Genomic DNA, 17,665 nt, shown 5'->3' with positions numbered 1-17,665 from the left:
TCAGATGTTCTGCCCCTTCGACGCCGCGCTCGCCGCCCGCCATGAGATCGAGATAGGTCTGAACCGGGCTGGTCGCGATGACCCCCGGTGCGACGGTCCGCGCGTCTCGAGCACGCCATCCTCATCGGGGACGCGCACGACAATGTTCGCCCCCTTCGCGGGTGCAGTCAGATTTAGGATTGTTTGCAAGGTGCCAAGGCCCTTCTCGTCTGCGTAGAAATAGCTGGTGCTCTGGCGAACGAAGGGCGCGTACCAATCGGCCGCGCTGAACGAGGCCAGCGCCACCCTTCCCTGCTCGGTCGCTAAATCACGCAGCCGCTCCACCAGGGCTTTGCCATGAAGGTGGGTATAGAGGCGGACCTCCTCCCCTCTGGGCCGCTCATAGTTGCGGGCCCATTCGTCCAGCAAACCGGAAGGATCGACGAGCCGCAGCCCCTGTTCGGTCTGGTCGGCCCATTCCCGTTCGCGCAGGGCGGTTCCGATCGTGCTGACCAACCCGAGACTGACCTTGGCTTCTTCAGCAAGCTCGGTCACGCGCCAGGGCCGATGCGGCTCGTTCAGTAGTACGCGCAGGATCCGGGTCGACTTTGGCTTGAACAGGGTCCGCAGGGAACGTCGTTCGGGATCGGGTTTCCCTTCGACCTTGCGCTCGATGAAGATGGTATCGACAACGAGGCGCGCGTTGCCCTGGAAATCAAGATAGGCGATGTCTTCCTCGCGACATGCCGCCTGCGCCTGTTCAGATAAATAGGGCGCGATGAACATCGGCACGCCCTCTTGGCCAGTCTGATCCAGATACCGTTTGAGCTGGTAGGCTACTTGGTGCGCAATCCGGGGTTGCCCGTTGCTTTTGACCTCGACCACGAGCCTGAGCGGTCGGCCGGCGAATTCGGTTTCAGCGACGATGTCTACGCCTCGATCAGCCTCGCCTGGCTTGCCAGTCAGCGTCATTGGGCCGACGGCGAATTGAGGGATTGAGCCTAGAAAGGCCTCGAGCGCTTCTGCCGCCCGCCGTTCGATGCCAACAGGGTCTTTCACCGAACCGTTGAAACCACGATTCGGCTGAAATAGCAAATAATTTCACTGAAACGGGCTTTTCAACAAACCGTTGAAAATGAGAAATCTGTGAAACAAGGCCCATCCGATGGGGGTATCAGGCCCTTTGAGACCAAAGGCCCGCGCGGCTGCCTCAGTGATCGTGTACACCGCCTCACGTTGAGCGCCACGATTATGGTGGTCTACACGGTAGCCCTGATAGTGTCGCCGGACCAGACCGGCGCGGACGAGATCGGAGACGGCGCGACTGACATTGCACCGACCAGAGCGCCGGACCCGCTCACGAACCTCGTTGTCGATCGCCTTTGCTGCCTCCCCTGGGTCCTCTGGCAAGGCGTCCTGCGCAGCGAGCGATGCTTTGACCTCTTCGACGATGATCAGGCGACGCGCATCGCGCTTTGCCATCGGAACGAGTGAATCGCACAGCCAATCGCGGAGCGGCACGCGAACTCGTCCTCGGTATCGACATAGGGGCCCGCTGAACCGCTGTTCCCCCCGGCGGCTTTGGCAATGAGGTTGAGGACCATGAACGCGTAGCGCGGTCGCGGCGAGAAATCCGCGATCCGTTCGATCAGCGCCGGCAAATTCAGGCTCTTGGCAGGCGCTCCCTGGCCGACTTCAACGGCATCAAAAAGGTCGGCTTGGTGGAACATAAGATGAATCTTAGCATCGCTTGCGGCAATGTGAATCCCGTTCGTGCGTCTTTCGTCAGTTTTTTCTGCTGTGACACTTCTGGCCCGCTTGGCCGCTCGCGCGGCGGCACGTAGGTTAGCCACACTTGGTCTCTAGGCTTGCTCGACGGCACGGAGGCGCTCGGTAACGTCGCTGACTCCTGCTGCATCCCACACATCATCGCGAAGGTAAAAATTTATGGCTCTTCGTATAATCGACGAAGCTCGTTCTCTCGAACACCACGCTTGCAGGGATCAGCGCCGCGCGAATGACGCAGAAGTCGTCGTTGAAGAGAACGCCGGCCAATATATCGAAACCGTCCGTCGACCGGATCGCCGACATCTGACGCGACTTGTTGCGCCTGTGCAGCCGACGGCCCTTGATCTGATAGCGGACGCCGTCCGAGTCCACCGCGTCGAACCCCTTCTTCGAATTGGCCTCCTGCTCCCAACCGAAAGCTGTGCAAAAGAGATATTCGGCCAGGTCTCCCGTCGGATTGTTGGCAGACCGCAAGACGTCGCGCGATCGTAGTTCCTCGTTGATTGCGGCATGGAGCGCGAGCATCTCCGCGATAGACTTGCCGTTAAGATCGTTCATCAGAGCAATCTGCCGGATTCCAACGTCGGCCGCTATCCAAGAGACCTCCACAATTTTTTCGCGTCGGAAATGTGCCCCTTTCCGCCGGTCGTTGCGGCGACGGCGCGAGAGGCGATCTCCATCACGCTTGACTCTGGCGCGCTTCATCAGAACAAAGAGGGAACGAGTCAATCACCTTCCGAGTCTCTGTGATGCTATGCGCGAGTCAGCCGTCCTTGATGATCTACGTGCGCGCATCGCGCAGATCGAGGGCACTGATGGGCGACACGACGCCATTCCATTCGGGATCGAGAGCATTGATTGTCGCCTGCCAGGCGGTGGCATAGCCACCGGCACCCTTCACGAGATCGCGGGCAGTACCGATCTGGCTGATGAGGCGAGCGCTACCGTATTTCTCGCCGGAATTCTCGCGCGTGTAGAGGGCCCGGTTTTTTGGTGCCTCCGCTGGCGCGACCTCTTCGCCCCTGCCCTTCACCTGGCAGGGCTGCATCCGGACCGCGTAATTCACGTCGAGGCTGGCAGCGACACCAACGTGCTCCTCGCGATGGAGGAATGTTTGCGCCAACCAGGCCTTGCCGGGGTGGTCGGGGAGGTGGCGAAATATTCGACTACTGCCTCCAAGCGCCTGCAGCTTGCAGCAGAAGGTTCGGGCGTTGCCGCCTTCGTCTTCCGGCGCGCTTCCAGGGTTAAACAGGCCGTCGAGGGAACGGCGGCCGCAACGCGTTGGCGAGTAACGGCTCACCCAAGTGAAGATCTCGGCATTCCGAGCCTGGGGCGACCACGCTGGCGGGTTGAGCTGGAACGCGTGCGCGGCGGAAATCCGCACAGCTGGATTGTGGAGGGCTGCGATGCGACGGGTCGTATCGCTCTTCCTGCCGCACTGGTCGACCGACCGGCTGCGCAGGAAGAACGCAAATTCGTCGCCTGAGCGGCACGATCCAATCGCCTGCGATGCGCCGCTGGTGACGGCCATCCCGGACCACGGTCGCCGCGTCATCGCAGCGATCGATGCTGGCGCTCGCGCTCTCGGCATCAAACCAGGAATGACAGTCACAAAAGCGCGCTCGCTGGCGCCAGAACTCCGGGTGGTCGACGCGGAGCCCGATGCGGATCTCGAGGGCCTGCGCCGTCTCGCGCTCTGGGCAGGTCGGCGCTACTCACCGTTTGTGTCCCCCGATGCACCGGACGGGCTCTGGCTCGACATCACGGGTTGCGCGTCGCTGTTCGGGACGGAGAAGGAGCTCCTGAAGGATCTTCATCGTCGCACCGCGGCGTCCGGGCTCTCGGTGCAAATCGCGGTTGCCGACACTGCGGGCTGTGCTCACGCCGTTGCGCGGCATGTCCCTGCGGGTCGGCCCGTCACAATCGAGCCCGGAGGTCACCGCAAAGCGATCGCGATTCTGCCGATATCGGCGCTCCGACTTCCCGGAGGCGATGTCGAAGCCCTGCGAAAAATTGGGGTTCGAGCGCATTGAGCAGCTCATCGACGCGCCGCGGCCACCGCTTGCCAAGCGGTTTGGTCGTGAGCTGCATCGACGTCTCGACCAGGCGTTGGGGACGCTCCATGAGCCGATTGATCCGGTCTTCCCCGAACATCTTCCAAAGGCTCGGCGGGGTTTCATGGAGCCTATCGCGACACCGGAAGCCTTCGCGTTGGTAATTGGCGACCTCGTGTCCGATGTCGTCGATCAGCTCAGCCACATCGGCAAGGGCGCACGCCGCCTGGATTGCTATTTCCATAGGGTCGACGGGCACAATCAGGCGGTCCGGGTCGGAACAGCTGCGCGCCATCTCGCCAAGCTGCTCTGCGCCAAAATCGAGACGATCGAGCCGGGCGAAGGCATCGAAGCCATGACGTTGGTCACCCCGCTAGCCGAAGCTCTGGGCTCAACACAGGGCGAAGGGCTCGAGAGCCTCGGGCGTCAGGGTCCAGACCTCGCGGCTCTGGTCGATGCTCTCGCCAATCGGTTCGGCCAACGCAGCCTTCATCGGGTCAGTCCACAAGCGAGCGCGATGCCAGAGCGCTCCACGACCATGCTGCCGGCCCTGAGCAAAATCACCGATGCGGGATGGGATGATGACCTGCCCCGCCCCGCTCGGATGCTGCATCGGCCCGAGCAGATCGAAGTGATTGCGCTTCTGCCGGACGATGCTCCGCGCATGTTCATCTGGCGGCGAAAACGATACCGTGTGACCCAGGGAGACGGCCCGGAACGCCTCCATGGCGAATGGTGGCGTGAGAGCGGGATTGAAGCTGAAAAGGCCCTCACCGTCCGCGACTATTATCAGGTCGAGACCCAGACGGGTGGCCGCTACTGGCTGTTTCGCTTAGGCGACGGGACCAGCCATGCCACCGGCAACATGCGCTGGTTCATCCATGGCGCATTCGCATGACAAGCGATGCTCGCTATGTCGAGCTGCAGGTGACGACGCATTTCAGCTTCCTGCGCGGCGCGTCATCGCCCGAAGAGCTGTTCGCCGCCGCGGCTTTGCTGGGACTGCCCGCGCTCGGCATCGTCGATCGCAGTTCCGTGGCGGGCGTCGTGCGCGCCTGGGACGCCGAGAAGACGACAGGCGTGCGTTCGATCATCGGTTGCCGCCTCGATCTCGTGGATGGCACCGCCTTTCTCGTCTACCCGACTGATCGCACCGCTTATGGGCATATGTGCCGCTTACTGAGCATCGGCAAAGAGCGCGCTGGAAAGGGTGCGTGCCACCTTGACTGGTCCGACCTCGAGCAATGGCATGAGGGCCTCATTGCGATCCTCGTTCCGGACCGCGCGGATACAGTGGCCGAAGGGGCGCTCGCGCGCGCCAGGAGGATCTTCCGAGATCGCCTATATCTGGCGCTATCCATTCGCCGCCGGCCGAAGGACGCGATCCGACTGCGCGATCTCGCGAACATGGCGGCCGCCGCGCACGTGCCGACCGTCGCCACCAATGATGTTCTCTACCATTCGCCAGATCGGCGGATGCTGCAGGATGTCGTGACCTGCGTCCGGGAGCGATGCACGATCGACGAGCTTGGCGATCGGCGGGAGCGATTTGCAGACCGCCACCTGAAGACGGGCGAGGAAATGGAGCGACTCTTCCGCCGTTACCTCAAGGACGCCACCCCCGGTCTCGCGCACGCTGGAGGTGGCAAAAACGCTGCACGTTCAGCCTTGAGGAGCTGCGCTACCAATACCCGGACGAGATCAGCGTTCCTGGTCGAACGCCGCAGGTAGAGCTGGAACGGCTCACCTGGGAAAAGCGCCCGAGCGCTATCCTGAAGGGATCGAAGGCAAGGTCCGCACCCAGCTCGAGCACGAATTGAAGCTGATCGCAGATCTGGAATACGCACCGTATTTTCTGACGGTTCATTCGATCGTCGCCGAGGCGCGGCGGCGTGAGATCATTTGTCAGGGGCGAGGGTCGGCGGCGAACAGCGCGGTTTGCTACGTGCTCGGCATCACGTCGATCGATCCCGTCCGATCTGAGCTTCTGTTCGAGCGCTTCGTTTCGGCCGAGCGGCGCGAGCCGCCCGATATCGATGTCGATTTCGAGCATGAGCGCCGCGAGAAGTGGTCCAGTGGATTTATGAGACCTATGGCCGGACGCGGTCTGCGTTGACGGCGGTCGTGACCCGCTATCGTGCACGCGGCGCGGTCCGCGACGTCGGAAAGGCGCTGGGTCTCAGCGAGGACATGACGGCCGGCCTCGCCGGTGCGGTCTGGAGCTGGAGCCGCGAGGGCGTGGAGGAAAAGCATGCCGAGGAGCTCAACATGGACCTCAGCGATCGGCGGCTCGCGCTGACGCTGGAGCTGGCGCGGCAGCTCATCAATACCCCGCGACATCTATCGCAGCACCCAGGCGGATTCGTGCTCTCCCGCGATCGGCTCGACGAGCTCGTTCCGATCGAGCCAGCGGCGATGGAAGACCGACAGGTCATCGAGTGGGACAAGGACGATATCGACCTATTAGGGTTCATGAAGGTCGATGTCCTAGCCCTCGGCATGCTGTCATGCATGCGGAGGGCGTTTGAATTCCTTGAGGCTGACAAAGGGGTGAAACTCGATCTCGCCACGATACCGGCAGAGGATCCGGCGACCTACGCGATGATCCGCAAAGCAGACACTTTGGGCGTTTTCCAGATCGAGAGTCGCGCGCAGATGGCTTCCATTCCGCTGATGGCGCCGCGTACCTTCTATGATTTGGTAATTCAGGTGGCGATCGTCCGCCCGGGACCGATTCAGGGCGATATGGTCCACCCTTACCGCCGGCGGCGAAACGGTGAGGAGGAGGTTACCTACCCCACCGAAGAGCTTCGACGGGTGCTCGAGAAGACCTTGGGCGTACCGCTGTTCCAAGAGCAGGCGATGCGCGTCGCGATCGAGTGCGCCGGCTTCACGGCGAGCGAAGCCGACCTCCTCCGCCGGGCAATGGCTACCTTCAAGCTCACCGGCGGCGTCTCCCATTTCCGCGACAAGCTGATCGATGGATGGTGAGCCGCGGATACGACCACGAATTTGCAGAGCGGACGTTCAAACAAATCGAGGGCTTTGGCTCCTACGGTTTCCCGGAAAGCCATGCCGCGAGCTTCGCGCTGATCGCCTACGCGAGCAGCTGGGTGAAGTGTCATCATCCGGATGCCTTTTGCGCAGCGTTGTTGAACGCGCAGCCGATGGGTTTTTACGCGCCGGCGCAGATTGTGCGTGACGCGCGCCAGCACGGTGTAGAGATCCGCCCAATCGACGTGAACCACAGCCGATGGGACTGCACGCTGGAGCCCGGAAGAGGCAAATATCTCGCCGTAAGGCATTGGTCTTCGCATGGTCCGTGACCTGGCGAACGGGGACGCAGCATCGATCGTGAGCTCACGGGCGGACACACCTTACGAGAGTATCGAGGAGATCCAGCGCCGCTCTGGCGTCGGCCGCGGCGCGCTTGACCGGATCGGTGAGGCCGATGGGTTCGGGTCGCTAGGAGGCAACCGACGCGAGGGTCTGTGGAGCGTGAAAGGCCTCGGCACCGCGGCGCTGCCATTGTTCGCGGCGGCGGACGAGCGAGAGGGCAAGTTACGGCAGGAAGCCATCGAGCCCACGGTCATTCTCGCGCCGATGGGCGAGGGTGCGGAGGTGGTGGAAGACTATCGTGCCTCAGGCCTGTCGCTGCGCGCCCACCCTCTCGCCTTCCTGCGCGACGAGCTGCGGGCGCGCAAGATGATCACTTGCGCAGAGTTACAGACCGTAAAGGACGGCCGTTGCATCAATCTCGCCGGGATCGTGCTGGTCAGGCAGAAGCCGGGCTCAGCGAAGGGGGTCATGTTCATCACCCTCGAAGACGAGACGAATGTCGCCAACCTCGTCGTCTGGACGAATGTCTTTGAGAAGCACCGCCGTACTGTGCTGGGTTCGTCAATGATGGGTGTGCGGGGACAGGTCCAACGTGAGGGCGAGGTGATCCATGTGATCGCGCAGCGGCTCGACGACCTGTCGCCCCTGCTCGCGAGCGTCGGCAACCGGGGAGGATGTCGCCGATATCTACCGAGTAAGTCGCGCCGACGTGGTCAAGAGCCCGATGCGACCTGATCCACGCGACGCGGAATCGCCACTCGGTCGGCAGCCGCGCGACATCTTCATTCCTGATCTACGGCTAGGCTCGGGCATCGTTCCAGGCCAGCAGACCGAGGGGATCAAGATCAGGCCGCGCAATTTCCGTTGAGGCGCTACAACGCCGTTCGAACAACTAGCGGACAGACTCGTAGATGGCCGAAAACAAGAATCAGCACTTCGTCCCGCGAATTCATCTCCGACCATTCACGGTCAATGGGGAAGGATTGGCCATCAACCTGTTCAATCTCGATCGCATGAAGGCCATTCCCAACGCGCCGGTGAGGAACCAGTGCTCAGGCGACTATTTCTACGGCCAAAACCGGCTTCTCGAGAACGCGATCAACTTCATCGAGGATCCCTATGGGCCGATCGTTCGCCACCTATCCGAGGGCAGCGCCGTGGGCTCCGCGGTCAAGATCGTCCTGAAGCGTTTCGTCTATCTCCAGTATATGCGAACGGAGGCCGCGTCGCGGAAAGCGAGCGAAATGGCACTCGCCATCCACGATGTTCCCGGTTCCGATCTCCCCGTCCCGACGGTCCGCGAGGCATCGAAAGAGGCCGTCCAGGCGGCGATGCTGCACTACAAGGATACGATGCGGATCGTCGATGACCTGACGCTGTGTATCGTGCGCAATCGGACTGGCCTACCGTTCTTCACCTCCGACGATCCGGCTATTCTGACAAACCGCCTGCACATTCAACGCCCGCGCAGAGTCGGATCGAGCTTCGGCGTGAACACGGCAGGAGCAGTCTTCCTGTTACCGCTCTCGCCCACGCTTTGCGCGATCCTGTACGACGGAGCTGTCTATAGCTCCGATCACCGGGCCCATTGGATCGAAGTCGACCGGCGCCAGGACATAGAAGCCCTTAACGTGCACCAGATACTCGGTTGCTGGGCCAACATTTATTTTCGGGAGTGGGATGGTCGCGACCAAGTCGCGACGCAGGCCGCGGCGACCAAGCCCGGCCGCCCCGAAGCACGCCACACCATAACGCAGGCGGTCCTCGAGAAGACGAGCGATTGGGGCGAATATTACGCGGTCAGAAAGCCCACGGACATCAGGAACGGCGAGAAAGTGCTCGTCCATGTCACAACCAACCATCCTGTTCCGGATGCGTGGCCCTCATTCCTTCGCTTTCGTGCAAACGGGCACGCCTATTCGAATGATACCGGCGCCGGCCTGACCAGGAGATGGTGCCTCGAGCAGGGTTTTGTGCAAGGGAACGGCTATCGCAAGATAGCGATCTAGCGCGGGGGCGTACCGATCACAGGCTCAACCGACGTCGCCTAGCAGATCGCCCATAGCGTTGTTCGCGGTCGGCACCCAGGCCGTCAGTCGGTCGGCGATCGCACAAAAGCATCGGGTGAAAGCGACCTGGCCTCGATGAATGTCGACCGAATGGTCGGGCTCGCCAGTGTGCACGATCGAACTGCGAGCATAGTAGATAGCTTCGACGCTGTCCTGATAACTCGCAAGGCCAGGCACGCCCTTCATGCAGATACCGATCCGGCGTCGCAGCCGCTCCGCGATTGCGGGGGCATATTGATCCGTGAGCAGCGTTTCGAAAGCGACCGCGAGCGCAACGATGGCCTCGGCCTCATTTGCGCGGGCGCTGAAAGACTGTCGAAACCAGTCCAAGGCGGTGAGCAGGCGCCGATAGAGGCGGTTCTCAGGTTTTGAGCGAGTGGCCAGGTTGACGTGACGGAAGTAGCCCCGCTCGACCGTGTTCAGGGCTTGCGTCACCCTGGGTGCAAGCCTCTTCATCCGCGCCGTTGCAAGAGCGCTAGTGGAAAGCGTCGCGGCTACGTCGGAGAGCTTCGCCAATTCCAACTGCGAGACGTTCATTGGCACGCGGCGGGTCGACATAGGGCGTCCGCGGATCGCTTCGCCAATCAGATAGTGGGCAATGTCGAGCGTTTCGAAATTGTTGACGAAAGACGAGTTGCGATGCCGGTCGAGCGGCCCGACCGTTTCCTGCGACAGACAATGCAGCATCAGAAGATGCGCCGCCGCCACCCGGATCTTGAGCGAATAAACGAACTGGTTCTCGTACATGTCGCCGGTGAACGACGTGATCCGGACCAGCATGAGGGGGTTTTTTCCGAACCATTTCGCCGTGTAGGCAAAGTGGCGAAAATCCGATTTGTCGATGCGCTGTTTCACGCCCAGGCCCCGGGCCATCCGTTCAACGCTGGCAACGGCCGCATCGAACGAATTGCTTTGGGTGCTGACCGCGAAGCCAGCCTTCCTGAAAATCGCCTCGGAACGGAGCTTGCTGTCTTTCGCGAAAATCCGCGGCATCTCCATGCCGAACCCGGTCAGTGGGTAGAGGACGAAACCGGGGCGGTCAGCGCCGGCGGCCGCGAGCGCCGCGATGACGCGCACCGGCACATTCCCGCCACCATCTTTCGTAGTGTGAAGGATGTAGTCGTCGAGCAGGGAGCGACCGATATAGAATTCGTTCGACCAGAGGGTGCGCGCGATCGCCGCACGGAGCTGCAGGATATGATGCTCGATTGCCTGACGATCCTTGGCAGTCAGCTTCGTCTCATCCGTGACCAAGTCGTCGATGCTGTCAAACTGGGTCAACAGGTTATGCTTCCCCTTCAGGTAGTCGTCAGACTGTGTGAGCTTCTTGCCGAGGGTCACCGTCAGGCCGCCGAGCGTGGAAGTCATTCGCCCGCCTCGGTCTCACGGGAGGCCTGCCACTCGCGTGCGGCCACCTCGATGTCGAAGTTGGGAATCGACAAACCGACGATCGTGTTGATGAAAGTTTTCGCCTCGGCGATGACGGCTTCGGCCTCATCGGGATTGCTGAACGCCCCTTGATGGACCACGGCATTGCGGACCGTGTTGATCTTCTCGGCCGACGCCTTGAGCGCTTTCCCGATGGGACTCTTGTCCGGCGTCGCAAAATAAATCGGGACGAACAATCGGGTTACCTTTAGTGGAAGGCCGTTCGCCCAGCGCAGAAACATATCGATGATCGTATCGTCGAACTCGGTCTTGCGAGCCCATTCAGCCCGAATCGCATAGTTCGCCGCGATCTCTGCCGCGGTCGCGCATCGGACTATCGCTGCGGATGGCTCCTCGCGAAGGTGCAAGCCGGACAGTTTGGTCCATTGTGACTGCAATTTCTCGAGGTCGGTGCGCTCATTGTAGGGTTTCGATGATTTCTTGCGCTGCGCGTTGCCGTTCGACTTTCCCATTGCCCCCTCGATCTCGCCCTCAGTCTGATAAGGGCAACGTCTTCATTATCTTTTCTTTGTCTAACGTATAGCGTGCGATGGGCCGGCGTGAAGATCCGGGGTGCGCTCGCCCAAACGGGGGAAACCAATGACCGCAGTCACGGCTGCCAAGGTCTATTACATCAAGCTGGGTCGGGGCGGCGATTGGGAAGCTGAGAGCATTCGCGACGGCGTGCTTCGCTTCGGCTACCGCGAGGCGCCGCACGACCTGTGCGTCGCGGGCGACTGGGCGGGTGTGTGGGACGCCATGAAGACGCGCCGAGGGGACGCCGGTGCCGCGACCCGCGACGTGAAGCAGATCCGGGCGTTCTATGAGAGCGGCGAAGACACCATCTTCATCACCTTTGTCGGCGGCATGCTCTATTGGTGCCGACCGACGGGCAAGATCGAGATCCTGGCGGACAGCAGCCACCGCCGCTCAACCCTCCACGGGTGGCACAACGCGTCGATTGGCGGGAGCTTGTTGACCGCCGATAGACTGTCGGGGCGACTGCTCAAGGTGCAGATGTTTCGCGGGACGATTTGCGACGTCGGTGCGGCCGACTATCTACTGCGCAGGCTGAGCGACGAGTTGTCGCCGGAAGTCGCGGCTGCCGAAGAGGCCGAACGCGCCCTCACCACCGCTATCATACCGCTGATGCGCCTACTGACGTGGCAAGATTTTGAATTGCTGGTCGATCTCGTCTTCTCGAGCAGCGGGTGGCGCCGGCTCAGCCAGGTCGGCCGAACCCAGAAGACGATAGATCTCGAACTGCTGCTTCCGAGCACCGCCGAACGGGCCTTCGTGCAGGTGAAATCGCAAGCCACGCGCGCGTCGCTCGACGATTATGCCGGCCGGCTTGCCGAGGCAGAAGCCTATGACCGCATGTTCTTCGTCTGGCACACCGGCAACATTCCGGAAAATGAAGGGCCGGAAGGCGTGATTCTGCTCGGACCACAGCGGCTCGCGCGGATGGTCCTAGACGCTGGATTGTCGTCATGGCTGAGGGAGAAGGTTTCATGATGAGGCCCCGCATCTGGGCGCAGCAACTGCCTCGGGCGGCCCGGAGGGGTTGAACGTGGACGGCGAGCCTCATCCCGAGGAGTTGGATGACGAGCCCAGATACCGCCCACTGGCGGATATCGGTCACGCCGAGCTCCATGAAGCCCTGATGACCCTCGCGGGGTTTGGCGAGAACCCGTTTCTGGCCATGCAGGCAAGCCAGCTTTGCCTGGTCGATAATATGCTCAACCGGATCGAGCAGGAGATCTTGGAACGCCAGCTCGATGATGAGCCACCACGCGGCCGGATCGCGCAGCTCTCCGCCCTAACGCCTATGTGGATCTATGCCGCCTATGAACTGCTGCGCACTTGGCGTCAGCGATGCGAGGAGGTCATCAAGCTCGCTGAGAATGGCGGGATCAACCTGAAGGCCACGAACCTCGAACGGGAATTGGGCTACCGGCACTACGACCGGGAGCTGCGCGCCCAGCAGCTCCGCGACGCGCTGGAGCGACCCGAACTTGTCGATCAGATGCGGGTCGATCTGCGGCGGACGGAAATGGGGTTCACCAGGCTGGAATTTCTGCGCGTCGCGCTGGCCAAACATGAGGTGAGCAAGAAGGGGAGCAAAAAGCCGATCGCGTTCGCGCCCGGGCTGGCGACCGTCGACCGGCATTGCGGCGCGATGCAATATGAGCTGAGCAACGGCGGCTCCATCATTGGCTATATTTCGCGCCGGGATGTGGCTGAGACCATCCGCTACATTCCCGAGCTGGAGAACCCAAGTGATGAGGATCTCGCAGGGTTCAGGGCATATATGAACCCGCCAGACGTCGAGCCGCCGGGTGAATGAGATCGAGAGCGTCGTCTTTGCGGCCTCAAAGCAGCGATGCCTGCGCGGCGATCGGCGGATAGACTTGCTGTGGTATCAGGCTGCCCTTCGGCAATAAACCAAGCACGTTCTCGGCAGGCACTGAGGGATCCAGCCAGTCGGCCCAGCGATCACGCGGAAGCGGGACGATCTGCCGGGAATGGTAGGGAGCGATGTCGTCGCCAGGATCCATCGTCAGCATCGTGAATGCTTCCCCGATTTCTGGGTGCGACCGCCAGATGCCGGCGATGCAGAACCACGCATGATCTTTCAATGTGAACAGCCATTTAGTCTTGCGCTTCTGACCGGGATCGGTCGGCGCCGTAAATTCGTAGAAGCCATCGGCCAGGATGAGGCAGCGATGCGAGGTGAATGTGCGGCCTTCCGAACGGAAATTATATACCGGTCGCCCGTTCTGGCCCGGCCAGCTCCATCGCCGATTGATCACCTCGCCCGATCCTCTGCCCTCGCCGCTGCGCACGATGGGCGCGACATCGCTGATGTTGATGTCCGCGCGGGCAGCCACGTTGGGCGTGCCTTCGGGCATTTTGATCCTGATCTTGAGGTCCTCGAAGTCCTCGACAATCGAGGCTATGTCGACCTCGAGGCGATAGTCATTGCACATCGGTCATCCGTTCGGCTCGCCCTTGCGACTCAAGTTCGTTCCATATATGTTCTATTCATGGCTACGCCAACAGCCTTCGACTCCGAGGCTCCACTCGAGAAGCTCTTGCCCATCATCCGGCGAAATCCGGACGATATGCAAGAAGTGGAAATGGTCGAAGCGAGGTGGGGCTCCAATCCCCGCTTTAGCGACGGCACCTCGTATCGGTTCGTGCGATCGGAGGGGAAGACCTTTCCCAACCACCGTTGCCTCGTGCCGGCGTCCGAATTTCACATGACCGTGGGCGACAAGCAATATCGAGTGAAGCTCGACGACGGCAACTTCTTCTACCTGGCGGCGGTCTTGGAGCCGGCGATGGCCGAGTGGCCGTTGTCGTTCCGGGTCATCACGGTCGCCGCCAATCCAGAGATCAGCCGGTATCAGGATCGCCATGGCGCGATCATCCTGCGCCGACAGCGGATGCAGTGGCTCGATCACACGATCCCGGAAATCGAGCTACTGGAAACGCCGCCGACGCGGACCTTCGTCGTCGAAGAGATCACCAGCGGCCCGCGGCAAAAGGCACTCGCGCTCTAGTTGGGAACGACGATCGCCATCGCGGAGAGCTGACTAACCAAGGCCGCCCTGGTTATAGGGACGTCGAAGCGCCATTCGAGCAAACGCGTGCCGTGACGCGCGAGCAACATCCGCTTCTTCGCGTCCCGCGCGCAGGTAAGCTCGAAGCCTTCCTGTCCGCCAAAGAGCGCGATCGGCTCGTAGTGCTGCTGCCCCTGATACTCGATCGCGAGCCGCAGCTCCGGTACATGGATGTCGATGGACTGCATGCCGAGGAACGCCGGCCGCCATTGGTGGACCGCTGAGGGCCAAATCGAGCGGACCAGGTCAAAAAGCGTAACCTCTGAAACCCAGCCACGCCCAATCTCAGGGATGGAACGCTCCCGGCGGAACGCTTCCTCGGCCGCCACAAAGGCGCTCGCAAAAAACTCCGACGCGCCAGTATCGGCGACGCCAATATTCCTCGAAAAGATCCGGCCGCGCCGCCCGCTCGGGTTTGAGAACTGACCCATGTGGCGCCGGTATGTCGCCCAATCGGCAGCGGATGGGAGCGGCGGGATCATCGACGATCCAAAATCCGGCCGCAACCGGGTCATCTCCTCAAGGACCGGCGGCTCTAGGGCGAACTGAGCGTCGAGATGGTCGAGGAAAGCATCGAATTCCTCGAGCAATCGCCCAGCGATCAGCGAGTTCACTACGTGCTTGCGGGCAAGAACGCGGATATCCTGAGCCTGCAGCGGCGTCTTCGTAAGAAACCGAAGGTAGATGACCTCGTCGAACATCGGCTCGCGGTCGCGGCCGGGAATAGCCTCCACCAAGACGAGGGCTTCGTCGAGGCAATCAGCCTCAGTAAGCTCGAGCACACGCTGCCAGTGGGGATCTGGGTCCCATGGTCCGCCGGTCAGGTCGGGCAGGTCTTCGGGAAGGCCCTCGCCGTCGACGCCCCGCCATTGGTCGCCAAGCAGGCGGGCCTGAAAGCCGTAACCCCTTGCCCTTTCATTGTCGTTCCAGATGCGCGCGATCGGCAACATCGGGTCGAGCGGATTGGACGTCCAAGATTGACCCTGCGGGATTCCGTCGGGCCGCATGACATAGCCGATATCGAAGCCGGCGGCGGGATAGTCACCCATGGCGAGGTCACCTATCGATTCCACAATGCGCTCGAACAACCGGACCTGATCCATGCGCACTCCGATCGAGACGAGCACGCGCCCACGCGTCGAGGTTTGGCGCGACACGGCCGGCGCATAGGTGGCCAGCTCGACGGCGCGCTGCCGGCGGATACCCGGTCCCTCCAGGAAGTGGATCCGGTGCGTGAGCTCCTCGGGGAAATCGGGATAGGTCAACGGAACAGGCGCGACAGCCTTGGAAGGTCGCTTCTTCGGCGGGGCTTCCGGGCCATATTCCGCGAGCAACTCACCGCAGAGCGCCGATAGCCTTGTAAAATGCGTCGCTGCGGCCGAACCCGGCTCGCGCTTCCCGGCAAGCGTCCCATAGAGTTTCCGCCACTTGGCGAGATCCTTTCGGTAGAGCTCGCGAAAGGTCCGATTGCGCAACGTGTCCTCATACAGCTTGGCCGCCGCACGAAACTCCGCGAGTCCGACGTCTCCCGTTTCAGGCGGAGGAGGCTTGAGGATCATGGTGTCACTCGTCAGCCGAACGACGGCGAGCCATCCGCCCAGCCGGACGCCTGCCACAGGATATTGAGCTGGTCGCGCAGCTGAGGCTGCATGGCGGCGGAAAGATCGTCTGCCCGCAACTCGGGCAGGAACAGCTCCGGCTTTCGTATCGTCCTGCCGCCCCCGCGGGACCGCGTGAGCTCAACATCCTCAACGCCACGAAAGGCGATGGAAACGAGACCTGGTCCGGTTAGCCCGATCGCCGCGAGGACGCCGGCTAGCCGTTCAACATGCGCCACGATCGATCCCTCAAGCGCGCGGCCATCAACGAGGATTTGCTCGTCCCCATCATCAACGCGGCCACCAATGGTTGCTTCATATTCGATGACACCTGGACGGACGAAACGGGTCCGCCATCTGGTTTCGGGATTGTTCTCTGTGCGGATCAGCGGCAGCCCGAAACTCCACCACTGGCGCTCATCGGAATCCGACTGGACCCTGACCTGCATGTCCGGTGGAAAACGCAATGCGGCGGCCAGCACGACCTTCGGGTCGAGGGATGGCCGATCCATCGCAACAAGAGGAACGAGGCGAAGGGTCATGCTCGGCACGGCGACGATCTCTGGGAGCCCGCCCCGCATGCGATCGGCGGCAAGCTCGCCTACCGCCTGCCTCGCGGCTTCCCACCTGGGATCGACCTGCGGCGCGGTAGGTGCCGGTGCCGCGACACGGATCCGTGACCGGCCAACCTTCTCGAAGGCGTCGATCGAGTCGATCAGAGTCGTCGACCGCGCATTGAGATCCCGGATTGCGTCCAGGGTTCCCTGCTGAAGGCCATGACTGACATCATAGCCCGTCTTCGCCCACGCCATGTTGGGATTGCGATCCATGACATGGGTGCGTTCGTAGACCAGCTCCATCAGCGAGCTATTGGCTGCGCGCAGCGCCGTAGACGCTTCCTGCAGCGCCTTATCCTCGAAATCGAACTCAGCTCCTGCCCAGGTGGAAGCGATATCATCGAGCGGATCGAGCGCCTTTCGCGGATAGGGCTCACCGAAGTTATGCTCGCGCAGGAACTGGCGCAGCCGCTCCGGGATCTGGGTCCGGAACCGCTGGAGCAATGCGATATCGTGAGGATGTGGCTGCTCCGGCGGCTGAGCCGCGCGAAGAACCTCGTCATCAAGGATCAGGCGAAGCGCGCTCTCCAGATCCTTCTGCAGTCCGAGCCGGGCCGCCTGACGATCCTCGTCGGTCGAATCTGGCGGGCAGTGAAAGAGGATCGGCCGCTTGAAATGGGTAAGGTCGAACGGGAGAGGATGCTCATCCGGGTGACCCATGGCCGTGTTCATCACGCCGATCATCCTGGCCCAGCCGCGAGACTTCAACGCCCAGCCGTGCTCGAGCAGGACATTGGGATTGGGCGAAAGCTGCCCCTTGGCCCGTTTGGCGACATGGGTGAGGTCGGAGAGGAAGGCGACAGCACGGTCGATCTTGCCGAAGATAGTATCGGCGAGCGGCGGCATACCTGATATCCCGACCGTGTCACGGTCGGCTTGCACGTTGCGATCGGCAGGATCGACGTCCGCGTCCGCATTCACTGCGCGGATGGCGCGATCCAATGCATGCTGGATGAAGCCGCGGCCAATTCGATTATCGGTGTCGCTCTGCCAGGAGTAGAAGATATGGTGCGGCATTCAGGTGGCGATTCTCGCTATTTGCTCAGGGAACCCTAGCTAACACGCCTTCATCGTTCGGGCAGCAGTTACGGGACAGGCCCCTCCTTCAGCCAAGTAATTGTCAGCAATGACACTTTACCCAGCGTTTTCGGGTAAAGTGTCACGGAT

At 61.8% G+C, this 17,665-nt stretch carries 17 protein-coding genes and 1 pseudogene; 9 read left to right on the top strand and 9 right to left on the bottom strand.

Translation table 11 applies throughout. The annotated features are described in order from the left end of the window. Positions 1–765, bottom strand: coding sequence for a type IV toxin-antitoxin system AbiEi family antitoxin (locus NW75_RS06385; RefSeq protein ID WP_231565002.1), 765 nt, complete (start codon positions 763–765; stop codon positions 1–3). Between the two features lie 12 nt (positions 766–777). Here NW75_RS06385 and NW75_RS26055 point away from each other — a divergent pair, with 12 nt between their 5' ends. After that, the gene (locus NW75_RS26055) at positions 778–978 is read left to right on the top strand and encodes a hypothetical protein (RefSeq protein WP_231565001.1); all 201 of its coding nucleotides are present in this window, start codon (positions 778–780) and stop codon (positions 976–978) included. 102 nt (positions 979–1,080) lie between these two features. Here NW75_RS26055 and NW75_RS28140 read toward each other — a convergent pair whose 3' ends face one another. The 3 genes from NW75_RS28140 to NW75_RS06375 form a co-directional block, all read right to left on the bottom strand. Continuing rightward, the gene (locus tag NW75_RS28140; protein WP_443024444.1) at positions 1,081–1,461 is read right to left on the bottom strand and encodes a hypothetical protein; all 381 of its coding nucleotides are present in this window, start codon (positions 1,459–1,461) and stop codon (positions 1,081–1,083) included. Then, positions 1,434–1,832: a hypothetical protein gene (locus tag NW75_RS28135; protein ID WP_443024443.1), complete on the bottom strand. Its 399-nt coding sequence runs from the start codon at positions 1,830–1,832 to the stop codon at positions 1,434–1,436. The genes NW75_RS28140 and NW75_RS28135 overlap by 28 nt, the downstream gene beginning before the upstream one ends. Before the next feature lie 73 nt (positions 1,833–1,905). After that, a complete protein-coding gene (locus tag NW75_RS06375) occupies positions 1,906–2,496 on the bottom strand; it encodes a hypothetical protein (protein ID WP_231565000.1) in 591 nt (196 codons plus the stop codon). A gap of 25 nt (positions 2,497–2,521) precedes the next feature. Here NW75_RS06375 and NW75_RS26050 point away from each other — a divergent pair, with 25 nt between their 5' ends. The 5 genes and pseudogenes from NW75_RS26050 (at position 2,522) to NW75_RS06355 (ending at position 9,169) form a co-directional block, all read left to right on the top strand. Continuing rightward, positions 2,522–3,253 carry an ImuA family protein gene (locus NW75_RS26050; protein ID WP_010405760.1) on the top strand — a complete coding sequence of 244 codons (732 nt, stop codon included), beginning with the start codon at positions 2,522–2,524 and terminating at the stop codon, positions 3,251–3,253. Positions 3,254–3,287: 34 nt separating this feature from the next. Next, the gene (locus tag NW75_RS27695) at positions 3,288–3,800 is read left to right on the top strand and encodes a Y-family DNA polymerase (RefSeq protein WP_331386012.1); all 513 of its coding nucleotides are present in this window, start codon (positions 3,288–3,290) and stop codon (positions 3,798–3,800) included. Continuing rightward, positions 3,781–4,719, top strand: coding sequence for a DUF6504 family protein (locus NW75_RS27690; RefSeq protein WP_331386011.1), 939 nt, complete (start codon positions 3,781–3,783; stop codon positions 4,717–4,719). The genes NW75_RS27695 and NW75_RS27690 overlap by 20 nt, the downstream gene beginning before the upstream one ends. After that, a pseudogene (locus NW75_RS28130) lies at positions 4,716–8,028 on the top strand (error-prone DNA polymerase). Before NW75_RS27690 ends, NW75_RS28130 begins: the two are co-directional and overlap by 4 nt. A gap of 43 nt (positions 8,029–8,071) precedes the next feature. Next, positions 8,072–9,169: a DUF4238 domain-containing protein gene (locus tag NW75_RS06355; RefSeq protein ID WP_033964349.1), complete on the top strand. Its 1,098-nt coding sequence runs from the start codon at positions 8,072–8,074 to the stop codon at positions 9,167–9,169. A 24-nt stretch (positions 9,170–9,193) separates the two neighbouring features. Here NW75_RS06355 and NW75_RS06350 read toward each other — a convergent pair whose 3' ends face one another. Continuing rightward, the gene (locus NW75_RS06350) at positions 9,194–10,597 is read right to left on the bottom strand and encodes a HEPN domain-containing protein (protein WP_010405763.1); all 1,404 of its coding nucleotides are present in this window, start codon (positions 10,595–10,597) and stop codon (positions 9,194–9,196) included. Next, the gene (locus tag NW75_RS26045; RefSeq protein ID WP_231564999.1) at positions 10,594–10,854 is read right to left on the bottom strand and encodes a hypothetical protein; all 261 of its coding nucleotides are present in this window, start codon (positions 10,852–10,854) and stop codon (positions 10,594–10,596) included. The genes NW75_RS06350 and NW75_RS26045 overlap by 4 nt, the downstream gene beginning before the upstream one ends. 403 nt (positions 10,855–11,257) lie before the next feature. On the opposite strand from NW75_RS26045, the gene NW75_RS06340 reads away from it, so the two are divergent. Both NW75_RS06340 and NW75_RS06335 read left to right on the top strand, forming a co-directional pair. Beyond that, a complete protein-coding gene (locus tag NW75_RS06340) occupies positions 11,258–12,172 on the top strand; it encodes a hypothetical protein (RefSeq protein WP_010405766.1) in 915 nt (304 codons plus the stop codon). Between the two features lie 55 nt (positions 12,173–12,227). Beyond that, a complete protein-coding gene (locus tag NW75_RS06335; protein WP_010405767.1) occupies positions 12,228–13,004 on the top strand; it encodes a hypothetical protein in 777 nt (258 codons plus the stop codon). Positions 13,005–13,029: 25 nt separating this feature from the next. Here NW75_RS06335 and NW75_RS06330 read toward each other — a convergent pair whose 3' ends face one another. After that, positions 13,030–13,647 (bottom strand): SOS response-associated peptidase, encoded by a 618-nt coding sequence (locus NW75_RS06330; protein ID WP_010405769.1) that lies wholly within the window; start codon positions 13,645–13,647, stop codon positions 13,030–13,032. Positions 13,648–13,704: 57 nt separating this feature from the next. Here NW75_RS06330 and NW75_RS06325 point away from each other — a divergent pair, with 57 nt between their 5' ends. Continuing rightward, entirely contained in the window at positions 13,705–14,223 is a 519-nt protein-coding gene (locus NW75_RS06325) for an SOS response-associated peptidase family protein (RefSeq protein ID WP_033964348.1), read from the top strand. On the opposite strand, the gene NW75_RS06320 is transcribed toward NW75_RS06325, so the two are convergent. After that, positions 14,220–15,842 (bottom strand): hypothetical protein, encoded by a 1,623-nt coding sequence (locus NW75_RS06320; RefSeq protein ID WP_040601631.1) that lies wholly within the window; start codon positions 15,840–15,842, stop codon positions 14,220–14,222. The genes NW75_RS06325 and NW75_RS06320 overlap by 4 nt on opposite strands. 11 nt (positions 15,843–15,853) lie before the next feature. Then, a complete protein-coding gene (locus tag NW75_RS22760; RefSeq protein ID WP_010405772.1) occupies positions 15,854–17,515 on the bottom strand; it encodes a hypothetical protein in 1,662 nt (553 codons plus the stop codon). Positions 17,516–17,665: the final 150 nt, after the last annotated feature.

It is taken from the genome of Sphingomonas sp. Ant H11 (genome assembly GCF_000797515.1).
Taxonomy (GTDB): domain Bacteria; phylum Pseudomonadota; class Alphaproteobacteria; order Sphingomonadales; family Sphingomonadaceae; genus Sphingomonas.
Note: the sequence above shows the minus strand (reverse complement) of the source record. Positions and strands in the feature narration are given on the sequence as shown.

What these genes read in the sequence shown, in the direction of transcription:
- NW75_RS06385 (WP_231565002.1), bottom strand. Translation starts at nt 765, where the DNA reads ATGTTCATCGCGCCCTATTTATCTGAACAGGCGCAGGCGGCATGTCGC.
- NW75_RS28140 (WP_443024444.1), bottom strand. Translation starts at nt 1,461, where the DNA reads ATGGCAAAGCGCGATGCGCGTCGCCTGATCATCGTCGAAGAGGTCAAA.
- NW75_RS26050 (WP_010405760.1), top strand. Translation starts at nt 2,522, where the DNA reads ATGCGCGAGTCAGCCGTCCTTGATGATCTACGTGCGCGCATCGCGCAG.
- NW75_RS06355 (WP_033964349.1), top strand. Translation starts at nt 8,072, where the DNA reads ATGGCCGAAAACAAGAATCAGCACTTCGTCCCGCGAATTCATCTCCGA.
- NW75_RS06350 (WP_010405763.1), bottom strand. Translation starts at nt 10,597, where the DNA reads ATGACTTCCACGCTCGGCGGCCTGACGGTGACCCTCGGCAAGAAGCTC.
- NW75_RS06340 (WP_010405766.1), top strand. Translation starts at nt 11,258, where the DNA reads ATGACCGCAGTCACGGCTGCCAAGGTCTATTACATCAAGCTGGGTCGG.
- NW75_RS06330 (WP_010405769.1), bottom strand. Translation starts at nt 13,647, where the DNA reads ATGTGCAATGACTATCGCCTCGAGGTCGACATAGCCTCGATTGTCGAG.
- NW75_RS06325 (WP_033964348.1), top strand. Translation starts at nt 13,705, where the DNA reads ATGGCTACGCCAACAGCCTTCGACTCCGAGGCTCCACTCGAGAAGCTC.
- NW75_RS06320 (WP_040601631.1), bottom strand. Translation starts at nt 15,842, where the DNA reads ATGATCCTCAAGCCTCCTCCGCCTGAAACGGGAGACGTCGGACTCGCG.
- NW75_RS22760 (WP_010405772.1), bottom strand. Translation starts at nt 17,515, where the DNA reads ATGCCGCACCATATCTTCTACTCCTGGCAGAGCGACACCGATAATCGA.